Source organism: Streptomyces sp. NBC_00433 (assembly GCA_036015235.1).
Taxonomy (GTDB): domain Bacteria; phylum Actinomycetota; class Actinomycetes; order Streptomycetales; family Streptomycetaceae; genus Actinacidiphila.
In genome coordinates this window covers 3,560,090-3,572,938 of sequence record CP107926.1, presented here as the reverse complement: position 1 = coordinate 3,572,938, position 12,849 = coordinate 3,560,090, and the positions used below count along the sequence as shown (strand labels likewise).

The window sequence follows — 12,849 nt, the reverse complement described above, 5'->3', positions numbered from 1 at the left end:
GCCCGCCACCCATCTCTGACGTCCCGTCAGCCACCTGGGCCCCGTTGCCCCGCCCCGAGGATCGAGCAGGCGGCGTCGTAGGTCTCCGTGTCCGTCGAGAGGCGGTCGAGCACGTCCGCGCACACCAGCCCGGCGCCCCGCGGCCCCCAGCGTCTCCCTGCGGCGTCCACGGCGACCGGCGACAGGTCCGCGCCCGCGGCCTTCACGCCCTGGCCCGGCAGGAAGCCCCGGGCGCGTTTCCACGACGGGAAACCAGGCCTGGCGGAAGGCCTGGACGGCGGCAGGCGAAGAAGCCCCGGTCGGCGTCAGGCGCCCGGGCGGAGGGGGATGGAGGTGAAGGTCGGGGCCGGGGCGGGGTCGGTGAAGAAGTCGTTGCCCTTGTCGTCGACGACGACGAAAGCCGGGAAGTCCTCGACCTCGATGCGCCAGACGGCTTCCATGCCCAGCTCGGCGTATTCGAGGACGTCGACCTTCTTGATGCAGTCCTGGGCCAGGCGGGCGGCGGGGCCGCCGATCGAGCCGAGGTAGAAGCCGCCGTGGGCGGCGCAGGCGTCGGTGACCTGCTGGGACCTGTTGCCCTTGGCGAGCATCACCAGGGAGCCGCCCGCCGCCTGGAACTGCTCGACGTAGGCGTCCATCCGGCCCGCGGTGGTGGGGCCGAAGGAGCCGGAGGCGTAGCCCTCGGGGGTCTTGGCGGGGCCGGCGTAGTAGACGGCGTGGTCGCGCAGATACTGCGGCATCTCCTCGCCCGCGTCGAGGCGTTCCTTGATCTTGGCGTGCGCGATGTCGCGCGCGACGACCAGCGGCCCCGACAGCGAGAGCCGGGTCTTGACCGGGTATTTGGTCAACTCGGCCCGGATCTCGGCCATCGGGCGGTTGAGGTCGATACGGACGACGTCCTCGTCGAGGTGCTCGTCGGTGGTCTCCGGCAGGAAGCGCGCCGGGTCGGTCTCCAACTGCTCAAGGAAGACGCCCTCCGCGGTGATCTTCGCGAGCGCCTGCCGGTCGGCGGAGCAGGAGACGGCGATGGCCACCGGGCAGGACGCGCCGTGCCGGGGGAGCCGGACGACCCGCACGTCGTGGCAGAAGTACTTGCCGCCGAACTGCGCCCCGATGCCGATGGTCTGGGTCAGCTCGAAGACCTTCTGCTCCAACTCCTTGTCACGGAAGCCGTGTCCGGCCGCGGAGCCCTCGGCGGGCAGCTCGTCCAGGTAGTGCGCGGAGGCGTACTTCGCGGTCTTCAGGGCGAATTCGGCGCTGGTGCCGCCGACCACGATCGCCAGGTGGTAAGGCGGGCAGGCGGCGGTGCCGAGCGAACGGATCTTCGCCTCCAGGAACTTCATCATCGAGGCCTCGTTCAGGACGGCCTTGGTCTCCTGGTAGAGGAAGGACTTGTTGGCGCTGCCGCCGCCCTTGGCCATGAAGAGGAATTTGTAGGCGCCGCCGTCGGTGGCGTACAGCTCGATCTGCGCCGGCAGGTTGGAGCCGGTGTTCTTCTCGTCCCACATGGTCAGCGGGGCCATCTGCGAGTAGCGCAGGTTGAGCTTGGTGTAGGCGTCGTAGATGCCGCGGGAGAGCGCTTCCTCGTCGCCGCCCCGGGTGAGCACCTGCTGGCCGCGCTTGCCCATGACGATGGCGGTGCCGGTGTCCTGGCACATCGGCAGCACTCCGGCCGCGGCGATGTTGGCGTTCTTGAGCAGGTCGAGTGCCACGAAGCGGTCGTTCGGGCTGGCCTGCGGGTCGTCCAGGATGCGGCGCAGCTGGGCGAGGTGGGTGGGGCGCAGGTAGTGCGAGATGTCGTGCATCGCCTCGGCGGCGAGCCGGCGCAGCGCCTCGGGCTCGACGGTGAGGAAGGTGCGGCCGTCGGCCTCGAAGGTGCTCACCCCCTCGGAGGTGACGAGGCGGTACGCGGTGGTGTCCTCGCCGAGAGGGAGCAGATCCGTGTATTCGAACTCGGGCATAAGGGGCATTCCTCACTCGGCTGCGTCGTCGCTGAAGCCTGTCCAGCATACGAGCGTCCGTACGCCGCCCGGGTGGTGAGGTACGGCTCACCGCCGGTCGCCCCTTGGTTCCGGCGGTCCGCGGGCGGCCGACCCCTAAGGGTCGGTTCGGGGTCGGCTCCGGCCGTTCTCGGGGTAGTCGCGATCTATCGCGTCGGTCTACGGTGGTGCGGTGGATGAATCGCAGCTCCAGAAGCCCGCGCAGCAGCCCGTAGAGCCCGCGCAGCGCCCGGTGGAGACGGCCGTCGCGGCCCCGCCCGCCCGGTCCGCGCCGGCCGCGGAGGCCGACCTGCGCGCCTCGGACGCCGACCGGGACCGGATCGCCGACATCCTGCGCGAGGCGCTGGCCGAGGGCCGGCTGGACTCGTCCGAGCACTCCGAGCGGCTCGACCGGGTCTACGCGGCCAAGACGCTGGGTGAGCTGGAGCCGCTGGTGCGCGACCTGCCGGTCGGGCGTACGTCGTCCGCCGCGGCGGGCCCCGCCTCCCGTGGCTACGCAGGCGACGGCAGCGGCGAGAACCCGAACCTGGTCGGCATCCTCGGCGGCGCCGAGCGCAAGGGCCGCTGGCGCGTCGGGCACAAGATCACCGCGGTGGCGATCCTGGGCGGCGTCGAGATCGACCTGTCGGAGGCCACCTTCACCGCGCCGGAGCTGGTCATCCACTGCACCGCGGTGATGGGCGGCGTGAGCATCAAGCTGCCGGAGAACGTGACGCTGCGCGGCGGCGGCGTGATCGGCATCATGGGCGGCTCCGACGTCAAGGCCTACGAGTCCACCGACCCCGGCGCCCCGGTCGTCCGCATCGACGGAGTGGCCTTCTGGGGCGGCGTCGAGGCGAAGGCGAAGCGCGGCAAGAAGATCAAGGACTGGACGAAGAAGTAGGCCTCCGGCCCGGTATGCCACCCCCCACGGCGGGGTGCGCGGGCCGCCGCCCGCGGACCGGCCGACCGCCCGGCCCGGGTCGTGGCGCCGGTTCGCCGCTGCCGCGGCGGGAGTGCGGGCCGCGCCGCTCGCGGACCGGGCCGCGCCGGTCGCGTCCGGGCCTGCCGCCGTGTTTGCCGCCGACGCGGTCGGTGCGGCGGTCGCCTCGGGCCCTGGCGCCCGGTTCGCCGCTGCCGCGGCGGGGTGCGGGCCGACGGCCGACCGGCCTGGTCCCGTCCGGGGTCTGGCGCCGGATTTGCCGCTGTCGCGGCGGTGTGCCCGGGTCGCTGCCGGCCGGGGCTCCGCCGGCCCTGGCGCCGGGGGTGGTTGCTCGCGCCCCCCCTGTACGCCCGTGCGTTGGCGGCCCGTTGGCGGTGCGGGGTGACTGGGGCGGGAGGGGGAGGTGGTGCGTATGTGCGCCACGGGTGGTGCGTGTTTACGCCATGTGCAGGTCAGCGGGGGTATCGGTGCGTGATCAGGCGTGAACACGGTGCGCATGAAGTCGCGCACAGCGGGTAGGGGAACGGGACACGCCGCCGCGCTGCCGCCGCCGCACGCTGCGCACGGGGAGCAGTCGGCGCGGGCCAGCGTGGCAGACCACCACGAGCCGTCGTCAGGAGTTTCCCGTGCTTCAACCGATCGAGCCCGTCATGGATCCCGCCACTCCACCAGGTCATCCACGTGACTTGGGCGGTCCCTGGCACTCGGAGGCGGCATGCCGCAGTGACGAGGCGGGGCTGTTCTTCGCGCCGTCGAAGGAGCCCACCGCGGCTCGACTGGCCCGGGAGGAGGCGGCCAAGCGGGTCTGCGCCCGCTGCCCGGTGATGCTGGAATGCCGCGAGCACGCGCTGCTCCAGCCGGAGCCGTACGGCGTGTGGGGCGGCATGACCGCCGCGGAGCGCCGGGTCGTGCTGGCCCGCAGACGCCGCCGCGAGGTCGAACTCCAGCGCCCCGCAGCCGGTATAGCCGTCGCGGGCTGACCGCGGCCGCGAGGCAGAGCAACGGCACGGCACGGTACGGCACCGCACGGCTTGAAAGCACACCGCGGCACACCACCGCACACATCCTGCCCGCCCGGCGCGCGCTCGGGGCGGTCCGGTCCGGGCAGGACGTGCGGTGGCGCGGCTGCGGACGCGGGTGGCGTCAGTGCGCCCGGTCGAAGTTGACCGCGCTGTACGCCCGCAGCTTGGACAGCCGGTGCTCGGAGTCGATCTGCCGGATCGTGCCGGACTTGGACCGCATCACCAGTGACGAGGTCGTCGCCGTCTCCCGCCGGTAGCGCACCCCGCGCAGCAGTTCGCCGTCGGTGACGCCGGTCGCCACGAAGAAGACGTTGTCACCGCTGACCAGGTCCTTGGTCGTGAGCACCTTGTCCAGGTCGTGCCCGGCGTCCAGTGCCCGCTGCCGTTCCGCGTCGTCCTTCGGCCACAGCCTGCCCTGGATCGTGCCGCCCAGACATGTCACCGCGCAGGCCGCGATGATTCCCTCGGGCGTGCCGCCGATGCCGAGCAGCAGGTCGACGCCGGTCCCTTCGCGTACGGCCATGATCGCGCCGGCCACGTCGCCGTCGGCGATGAATTTGATCCGGGCGCCGGTCTCCCTGATCTCCCGCACGATGCCGTCGTGCCGCGGCCGGTCGAGCACCACGACCGTGACGTCCTCGGGCGCGTTGCCCTTGGCCTTGGCGACCCGGCGGATGTTCACCGAGGGCGGCGCGGTGATGTCGACGAATTCCGCGGCCTCGGGGCCGGCCACCAGCTTGTCCATGTAGAAGACCGCCGACGGGTCGAACATCGTGCCGCGGTCGGCGACCGCGAGCACCGAGACGGCGTTGGGCATGCCCTTGGCGGTCAGCGTCGTGCCGTCGACCGGGTCGACGGCGACATCGCACTCGGGCCCGGTGCCGTCGCCGATCCGCTCGCCGTTGAAGAGCATCGGCGCTTCGTCCTTCTCGCCTTCGCCGATCACCACGACGCCGTTCATCGACACGGTGTGCACCAGGGTCCGCATCGCCTTGACGGCGGCGCCGTCGGCTCCGTTCTTGTCGCCGCGGCCGACCCACCGCCCGGCGGCCATCGCGGCGGCCTCGGTGACGCGGACCAGTTCGAGGGCGAGGTTGCGGTCGGGTGCCTCGGGACTCACTTCGAGCGCGGGGGGCAGGTGTTGTTCGGTCATCGCGCGCACCTTTCTGTACGAGGACGGCCGGATATGAGGGTGCTGCGACCCTATCGGGTTCCCGCGAATCTGAGCAGGGTGCTTTTCATATGAGCGCATGGCCGCCGCGCGCCACCGGGCGCGTACCCGCAGGACCGGTCGCGAACCCGTGGGAAGGGGACCCGGAGGCAGGGGCACGGCGGGGCATGGGGGACGATAGGGGCGTGGCAGCAGACAAGCGTGGCAACAAGACGGTGCGGGACCTGGTCCTGTCCCTGGTGGTATTGAGCGCCGTCGTCGCCGTCATCTACATCTTCGTCCCGCACGACTCCAAGGCCGACCCGGTCAAGCCGATCAGCTACTCGGTGGAGTTGGGCCAGGCCCGGCGCGACGCGCCCTTCAAGGTGGCCGGCCCCGAGGGGCTCAGCGCCCTGTGGCGGGCCACCTCGGTCACCTACGACGGGGCCGACCCGCACAAGACCAGCTGGCACATCGGCTTCGTGGACCCCGAGCAGCAGTACGTCGCCATCGAGCAGAGCAACGGCGACCCGGCCGCCTTCATCTCCGAGGTGACCCTGGGCGCGCACCGGGACGGTACGCGCACGGTCAGCGCCGGCGGCCAGGTCTGGGAGCACTGGACCGGCAAGCGCTACACCGCGCTGGTGCGCGAGGAGACCGGTGTGACCACGATCGTGCTCGGCACCGGCCCGGAGGGCCAGCTCACGCAGATGGCCGCCGCGCTCCGGGAGCGCGGCGGCCAGTAGGTCGCGGGGTACGGCTGAGGCGGTCGTACGACTCGGACAGCCGTGCCGATCAGACGGTCGTGACGACCTCGTCGTAGGACAGCCGCGGGTTGCGCGGGAACCAGGCGTCCTCGCCGGGCTTGCCGATGTTGACCACGGCCAGCACCGAGTGCTCGCCGTCGGGGAAGAACTCCTTGTTGATGCCGTCGGCGTCGAAGCCGGTCATCGGGCCCGCGGCGAGGCCGGCGGCGCGCACGCCGATGATGAAGTAGCCGGCCTGGAGGGCGGCGTTGAGCGCGGCGGACTTCTCGCGCGTCGGGCGCTCGGCGAAGATGACGTCCTTGGCCTGCGGGAAGACCGGGAACTGGACGGGCAGTTCCTCGTGGAATTCGTTGTCCGCGGCGAGGATGGCCACCAGCGGGGCGGTGGAGGTCTTCGGGCGGTTGCCCTCGCCCATGTGCCGCACCAGGCGCTCGCGGCCCTCGGCGGAGCGGACCAGGACCACGCGCAGCGGCTGCTGGTTGAAGGCGGTGGGGCCGTACTTGACCAGGTCGTAGATCGCCTGGACCTGCTCATCGGTCACCGGCTCCGCGGTGAAGGTGTTCGCGGTGCGGGCCTCGCGGAAGAGGAGGTCCTGGGCGGCGGGGTCGAGTGCGAGCGGCATGGGATACCTCGGGGGGGAGTCGGAAGGAGCGTCGCGCGGTCTCCCGCGCTTGGAACAACCCATCCAACATGCGTGAAGTCTCAACCATTCCGTCTTCAATTATGACGACGGTCACACCCGCCAGGGGTTTGACCTGGTGTTCTACCCGCGGGGCGGTCGGCCGCGGTCACGCGCCGGCCGTGTCCCCGCCGCCGTCCGTCCCGTCCGCACCCTCCGCCTCGGCCGCCTCGTCCTCCTCCGCCGCCAGCGCCGCGTTCAGCCGCTTGCGGGCGCCCTCCAGCCAGTGCCGGCACACCTTGGCCAGCTCCTCGCCGCGCTCCCACAGGGCGAGCGACTCCTCCAGCGTGGCGCCGCCCGCCTCCAGCCGGCGCACGACGTCGATCAGCTCGTCGCGGGCCTGCTCGTATCCCAGCGCGGCGGTGGTGGTGTCCTGGTCTGCTGCCATGGAGCCAGCCTAGGGGCGGCCGCCGACAGCCCGGCCCCACCCGCCCACGCTTACGGCCGAGCGCACCCGCGGCCAGGGCTCACGCTCCCGCGGATCCCCCGTCGCCGGCCACCCGTACCGTGAAGTCGCCCGCCGCCACCCGCGCCCGCAGCTCCTCGCCCGCCGCGACCTCGGCCGGGTCGCGCACCGCGGCGCCGTCCGCCCGCTGGAGCACCGCATAGCCGCGCCGCAGCGTCGCCGCAGGGGACAGCGCCACCACCCGGGCCAGGGTGTGCGCCAGGTCGGCGTCCGCCCTGTCCAGCGCGTGCCGCAGCGAGCGGCGGCCCCGGTCGAGGCGGTCGGCCACCTCCGCGGCCCGCTCGTCGATCATCCGGTGCGGCGCCGCCATCGACGGCCGGCTCAGCGCCGCGTCGAGGCCGCGCTCCTCCCGGTCGAGCAGCCCGCGGATCACCCGCAGCGCCCGGTCGCTGACCAGCCGCACCTTGGCCAGCTCCTCGCGCACATCGGGCACGACGCGCTTGGCGGCGTCCGTCGGGGTGGACGCGCGCAGGTCCGCGACCAGGTCCAGCAGCGGCGAGTCCGGCTCGTGCCCGATCGCCGAGACGACCGGGGTGACGCAGTCCGCGACCGCACGCACCAGCTGCTCGTCGGAGAAGGGCAGCAGGTCCTCGACGCTGCCGCCGCCGCGCGCCACGATGATGACGTCGACCTCCGGGTGCGCGTCCAGCTCCCGCACCGCCTCGATGACCCGCGGCACCGCGTTCGCCCCCTGCACCGGGACATTGCGCACCTCGAAGCGCACCGCGGGCCAGCGCAGCCGGGCATTCTCCCGTACGTCCCGCTCGGCCGCCGACGCGCGCCCGGTGACCAGGCCGATCAGCTGCGGCAGGAAGGGCAGCGGGCGCTTGCGGTCCAGCGCGAAGAGCCCCTCGCCGGCCAGCTGCTTCTTCAGCCGCTCCAGCCGCACCAGCAGTTCGCCGACGCCCACCGGGCGGATCTCCACCGCGCGCAGCGACAGGCTGCCACGCGGGCCGTACCACTCCGGCTTCGCGTGCAGCACCACCCGCGCGCCCTCGCCGACCACGTCCGCGACCTGGTCGAAGACGCCGCGGAAGCACGTCACGCTGAGCGAGACGTCATGGGAGGGGTCGCGCAGCGTCAGGAAGACCACGCCCGCGCCGGGCCGCCGGGACAGCTGGGTGATCTGCCCCTCGACCCACACCGCGCCGAGCCGGTCGATCCATCCGCCGATCAGCCGGGACACCTCGCCGACCGGGATCGGCGTGTCCGCCGAGGTGCTGAGAGCCATCCTCCGACCCTACCGGCGACCGCCGACAACCCCGGGGCCAGCGTGCGGGCCGCCCGCACCGCAGTCGCACAAGCTACGACGCCCGTACGGAATTTCCCCCGGGGGAACGACCATGGGCAGGCGCATCGTGACCATAGCCGCCGGCCTCGCGGACGCCGGTCTGCTGACCGCCGGCTGCGGCGGAGAGGACGGCGGCGGCGACCGCGGCAGCGCGACAAGCCGGCCGCGTCCTCCACCGCCGGGAAAACCCCGGCCGCCGCCCCGATCGTCACACCGGCGCAGCCCGCCGCCGTCCTGGACAACTACGAGAAGGTCAACACCGCGGCCGACAAGACCCAGGACAAGGCGCTGCTCGGCACGATCGAGGGCGGCGCGCTGTACCAGGAGGACTCCGAGGTCTACAAGCAGTACCCGAAGCTTTCAGCCAAGGACAGGAAGAGCTGCTTCGAGCCCTTCACCTACTCCCGGCGGCAGTTCTTCATCCCCGCCACCGGCTCGTGGTTCACGGCGTCCGGCTGCACCGGCGACACCCTCCAACTGCTGGTCTTCCAGCAGCAGACCGGCGGCCACTGGAAGATGGTCGTCGCCAACAACCACAAGGGCACGCTGCCCGCCCTCGCCGCGGGCCAGGGCGGCGCCCCTGTCGTCGTCGCCCCCGACGCGACCGTCGGCGCCACGAAACTGTCCGCCCTCGGCGCCGCGATCAGCGACCTGCGCGCCTCAGGCGGCACGAAGGCCGGCGCGGCGCTCGCCGACCCGCCCGCCAGGCGCGCCGCGGTCACGGCGTACAGGACCAGGCAGGACCACTGGGGCCGCTACAAGACCTGCCTGCGCCCGCCGCGGGCAAGCCCGTGCAGCTCGGCGGGGGACACGTTCCCGATCGGCGCCAGCTCGTGAACACCCTGCCTCCGCACGCCCCCCGGCCACTCCCGTACGCGCCGGGCGACCCCCGTACGATGGACCGCATGACGACCGAAACCAGCCGCCGTGTCCTGCTCGCCGCCCCCCGCGGGTATTGCGCAGGCGTGGACCGCGCGGTGATCACCGTCGAGAAGGCGCTGGAGCAGTACGGCGCCCCGGTCTACGTGCGCAAGCAGATCGTGCACAACAAATACGTCGTGCAGACCCTGGAGAAGAAGGGCGCCGTCTTCGTCGACGAGACGGCCGAAGTGCCTGAGGGCGCGATCGTGATCTTCTCCGCGCACGGCGTCGCCCCGGTCGTCCACGAGGAGGCCGGCCAGCGCAGGCTCGCCTCGATCGACGCCACGTGCCCGCTGGTGACCAAGGTCCACAAGGAGGCCGTCCGGTACGCCAAGGAGGACTACGACATCCTGCTCATCGGCCACGAGGGCCACGAGGAGGTCGTCGGCACGATGGGCGAGGCCCCCGAGCGCACCCACCTGGTCGACGGCCCCAAGGACGTCGCCGACCTGGCCGTGCGCGACGAGTCCAAGGTCGTGTGGCTGTCCCAGACGACGCTGTCGGTCGACGAGACGATGGAGACGGTCGACGCGCTCAAGGAGCGCTTCCCCAACCTGCTCTCGCCGCCCAGCGACGACATCTGCTATGCCACGCAGAACCGCCAGGTCGCGGTCAAGCAGATCTCCGCCGAGTCCGATCTGGTCATCGTCGTCGGCTCGCGCAACTCCTCCAACTCCATCCGGCTGGTCGAGGTCGCCCTGCAGGCCGGCGCCGGGTCGTCGTATCTGGTGGACTTCGCCGACGAGTGCGAGGACGGGTGGCTGGAAGGCGTCGCGACCGTCGGCGTCACCTCGGGCGCCTCGGTCCCGGAGATCCTGGTCGACCAGGTGCTGGAGTGGCTGGCGGTGCGAGGGTTCGCGGATGTCCAGGTCGTCACCTCGGCCCAGGAGTCCATCCAGTTCTCGCTGCCCAAGGAACTGCGCCGGGACCTGCGTGCGGAGGCGGCTGCGGGGGAATCCGCATAGGGTGCAGTATTTTCCGCGGAGTGTTCCCGCGCCTCCCATGGGGGGAGCTACGAGAGGTGAGGCCCAGTGCCCGCCTCTAGCCTGGAGGTCATGAACGTGTTCGGTGTGGACATAGGCGGTACGGGGATCAAGGGCGCCCCCGTCGACCTCGACAAGGGCGACCTGTCCGACGAGCGCTACAAAGTGCTGACCCCGCAGCCGGCGACCCCGGCCGCGGTGATCGAGGGCGTCCACGAGGTCGTCACGCACTTCGGCTGGTCCGGGCCGCTCGGCGTCACCTTCCCCGGGGTCGTCATGGACGGCGTCACCAGGACCGCGGCCAACGTGGACGCCGGCTGGATAGGCGTGGACGCCCGCAAGGCGCTCAGCGAGCGCCTCGGCCTCCCCGTGGTGATGCTCAACGACGCGGACGCGGCAGGCGTCGCCGAGATGACCTTCGGCGCCGGGCGCGGCCGCGGCGGCACGGTCGTCGTCCTGACGCTCGGCACGGGCATCGGCAGCGCCGTCTTCGTCGACGGCCGCCTGCTGCCCAACACCGAACTGGGCCATCTGGAGCTGCACGGCCACGACGCGGAGAAGCGCGCGTCGGTCAAGGCCCGTGACGACGAGGACCTGAGCTGGGAGCACTGGGCGCACCGGCTGCGCAAATACCTGACGCATGTCGAGATGCTGTTCTCGCCGGACCTCTTCGTGCTGGGCGGTGGTGTCAGCCGCAAGGCTGACAAGTTCCTGCCGTATCTTCACGGCCACGGCCTCAGCGCGGAGATCGTCCCCGCCGAGTTGCAGAACAACGCCGGGATCGTCGGCGCCGCGATGGCTGCCGCAAAGCTCTGACCCCGACGATCAGCGCGGCCAGCACGGTCCCGGTGTAGAGCCAGCCGGTCATCAGCGCGAGCCCGGTGAAAAGCCCGAGCAGCCGCCCCACCACCCCGCCGTCCCCGCTGTCGGCGGTCAGTCCGATCCCCAGCGCGAAGGCGATCGGCGCCGACACCGGGGCGGCCACCAGGTCGTACGGGCGCACATAGACCGCCGCGGTCGCGCACACCGCGACGAAGACGACGCCGAAGAAGACGCCGGGGCCGTCGAAGAGCATCGCGTCGACGGTGCCGGCCAGCACCGTCACCGCGGTCACCAGCACGCCGGTGCCGAGCCCGGTCAGCCGCGGCCGCGGCCGCTGGACCGCGCGCAGCCGGCGGATCAGCGCGGGGCCGGGCGGTGCGGTCCTGCGGGGCTCGGGCGGTGCGGTCCTTGGAGGCGGTGCCGGGTGCGCGGGCTCGGGCGGTGCGGTACGCGCCGGTGGGGCCGGCGGCCGGTAGACCCCCGCCGCGGCCTCTCCGCCGGGTACCGGAGGCGGGGCGGCGGGGCCACCCGGTCGCGCACTGTGTCCATCCACCTACTCAACGTAGGCGCCGGGCGCCGCGAAACCGTGCAGCCGACCCGGAATTTCGCCCGGCTGGGCGCCCGTGTTCGAAGCGGGGCGGGGTGCCGCGCCCCGGCCCCGTAGACTGACGGCCGGCATCCGGCCTGCGGACGCCGGCCTCGTTACGGGAAGCTACGGGAAGTCGCCACGTGTCGCTCACCATCGGAATCGTCGGTCTGCCGAATGTCGGCAAGTCGACGCTCTTCAACGCCCTGACCAAGAACGACGTGCTCGCGGCCAACTACCCGTTCGCCACGATCGAGCCCAACGTCGGCGTCGTGGGCGTCCCCGACCCCCGCCTGGACACGCTCGCCGGCATCTTCGGCTCGGCCCGCGTCCTGCCCGCCACCGTCGACTTCGTCGACATCGCCGGCATCGTCCGCGGCGCCTCCGTGGGCGAGGGACTCGGCAACAAGTTCCTCGCGAACATCCGCGAGTCCGACGCGATCTGCCAGGTCATCCGGGCCTTCAAGGACGAGAACGTCGTCCACGTCGAAGGCAAGGTCTCGCCCAAGGACGACATCGAGACCATCAACACCGAGCTGATCCTCGCCGACCTCCAGTCCGTCGAGAAGGCCATCCCGCGCCTGACGAAGGAAGCCCGGCTCCAGAAGGAGAAGGCCGCCGTCCTGGCCGCCACCGAGGCCGCGCAGGCCATCCTGGCCGCCGGCGACACCCTCTTCTCCCACGGCATCACCAAGAACACCGAACAGGGCGCCCTCCTCCACGAGCTGCACCTGCTCACCACCAAGCCCTTCCTCTACGTCTTCAACGTCGACGAGGACGAGCTGACCGACGAGGCCTTCAAGGACGAGCAGCGCGCCCTGGTCGCCCCCGCCGAGGCGATCTTCCTGAACGCCAAACTCGAATCCGACCTGGCGGAACTGGACGACGCGGAGGCCCTCGAACTCCTCCAGTCCGTCGGCCAGCAGGAACCCGGCCTGGCCACCCTCGCCCGCGTCGGCTTCGAGACCCTCGGCCTCCAGACCTACCTGACCGCCGGCCCGAAGGAATCCCGCGCCTGGACCATCAAGCGCGGCGCCACCGCCCCCGAGGCCGCGGGCGTCATCCACACCGACTTCCAAAAAGGCTTCATCAAGGCCGAGGTCATCTCCTTCGCCGACCTGGTCACCACCGGCTCCGTCGCCGAGGCCCGCGCCAAGGGCAAGGCCCGCATGGAGGGCAAGGACTACGTGATGCAGGACGGCGACGTGGTGGAATTCCGCTTCAACGTCTGAGCGTGTCC

General features: G+C 72.0%; 13 protein-coding genes. 7 read left to right on the top strand and 6 right to left on the bottom strand.

What is annotated here, in order from left to right:
• Positions 1–305 precede the first annotated feature (305 nt).
• On the bottom strand, positions 306–1,961 hold the full coding sequence (locus OG900_14730) for a fumarate hydratase (protein WUH91237.1): 1,656 nt from the start codon (positions 1,959–1,961) through the stop codon (positions 306–308).
• A 211-nt stretch (positions 1,962–2,172) separates the two neighbouring features.
• Between OG900_14730 and OG900_14725 the strand changes: the two genes are divergently transcribed.
• Both OG900_14725 and OG900_14720 read left to right on the top strand, forming a co-directional pair.
• On the top strand, positions 2,173–2,883 hold the full coding sequence (locus OG900_14725; protein ID WUH91236.1) for a DUF1707 domain-containing protein: 711 nt from the start codon (positions 2,173–2,175) through the stop codon (positions 2,881–2,883).
• Between the two features lie 689 nt (positions 2,884–3,572).
• Positions 3,573–3,902 (top strand): WhiB family transcriptional regulator, encoded by a 330-nt coding sequence (locus tag OG900_14720; GenBank protein ID WUH95760.1) that lies wholly within the window; start codon positions 3,573–3,575, stop codon positions 3,900–3,902.
• Positions 3,903–4,065: 163 nt separating this feature from the next.
• Here the strand turns inward: OG900_14720 and glpX are convergent, their stop codons facing one another.
• Positions 4,066–5,097 carry a class II fructose-bisphosphatase gene (gene glpX, locus OG900_14715; protein WUH91235.1) on the bottom strand — a complete coding sequence of 344 codons (1,032 nt, stop codon included), beginning with the start codon at positions 5,095–5,097 and terminating at the stop codon, positions 4,066–4,068.
• Between the two features lie 185 nt (positions 5,098–5,282).
• Here glpX and OG900_14710 point away from each other — a divergent pair, with 185 nt between their 5' ends.
• A complete protein-coding gene (locus OG900_14710; protein ID WUH91234.1) occupies positions 5,283–5,840 on the top strand; it encodes a DUF4245 domain-containing protein in 558 nt (185 codons plus the stop codon).
• Positions 5,841–5,889: 49 nt separating this feature from the next.
• Here the strand turns inward: OG900_14710 and OG900_14705 are convergent, their stop codons facing one another.
• The 3 genes from OG900_14705 to xseA all read right to left on the bottom strand — a co-directional run bounded on the left by OG900_14705 (position 5,890) and on the right by xseA (position 8,237).
• Positions 5,890–6,483 (bottom strand): malonic semialdehyde reductase, encoded by a 594-nt coding sequence (locus tag OG900_14705; protein ID WUH91233.1) that lies wholly within the window; start codon positions 6,481–6,483, stop codon positions 5,890–5,892.
• Between the two features lie 166 nt (positions 6,484–6,649).
• Positions 6,650–6,928: an exodeoxyribonuclease VII small subunit gene (locus OG900_14700; GenBank protein ID WUH91232.1), complete on the bottom strand. Its 279-nt coding sequence runs from the start codon at positions 6,926–6,928 to the stop codon at positions 6,650–6,652.
• A 79-nt stretch (positions 6,929–7,007) separates the two neighbouring features.
• Positions 7,008–8,237: an exodeoxyribonuclease VII large subunit gene (gene xseA, locus OG900_14695; GenBank protein ID WUH91231.1), complete on the bottom strand. Its 1,230-nt coding sequence runs from the start codon at positions 8,235–8,237 to the stop codon at positions 7,008–7,010.
• Positions 8,238–8,279: 42 nt separating this feature from the next.
• Between xseA and OG900_14690 the strand changes: the two genes are divergently transcribed.
• From OG900_14690 to OG900_14680, 3 genes are all read left to right on the top strand, one after another.
• The gene (locus OG900_14690; GenBank protein WUH91230.1) at positions 8,280–9,134 is read left to right on the top strand and encodes a hypothetical protein; all 855 of its coding nucleotides are present in this window, start codon (positions 8,280–8,282) and stop codon (positions 9,132–9,134) included.
• Between the two features lie 59 nt (positions 9,135–9,193).
• Positions 9,194–10,183 (top strand): 4-hydroxy-3-methylbut-2-enyl diphosphate reductase, encoded by a 990-nt coding sequence (locus OG900_14685; protein WUH91229.1) that lies wholly within the window; start codon positions 9,194–9,196, stop codon positions 10,181–10,183.
• Positions 10,184–10,273: 90 nt separating this feature from the next.
• Complete coding sequence (locus OG900_14680) at positions 10,274–11,017, top strand: ROK family protein (GenBank protein WUH91228.1); 744 nt, start codon at positions 10,274–10,276, stop codon at positions 11,015–11,017.
• Here OG900_14680 and OG900_14675 read toward each other — a convergent pair.
• Positions 10,938–11,576, bottom strand: coding sequence for a hypothetical protein (locus tag OG900_14675; GenBank protein ID WUH91227.1), 639 nt, complete (start codon positions 11,574–11,576; stop codon positions 10,938–10,940). The two genes, OG900_14680 and OG900_14675, sit on opposite strands and share 80 nt — an antisense overlap.
• 176 nt (positions 11,577–11,752) lie before the next feature.
• On the opposite strand from OG900_14675, the gene ychF reads away from it, so the two are divergent.
• Positions 11,753–12,841: a redox-regulated ATPase YchF gene (gene ychF, locus OG900_14670; protein ID WUH91226.1), complete on the top strand. Its 1,089-nt coding sequence runs from the start codon at positions 11,753–11,755 to the stop codon at positions 12,839–12,841.
• Positions 12,842–12,849: the final 8 nt, after the last annotated feature.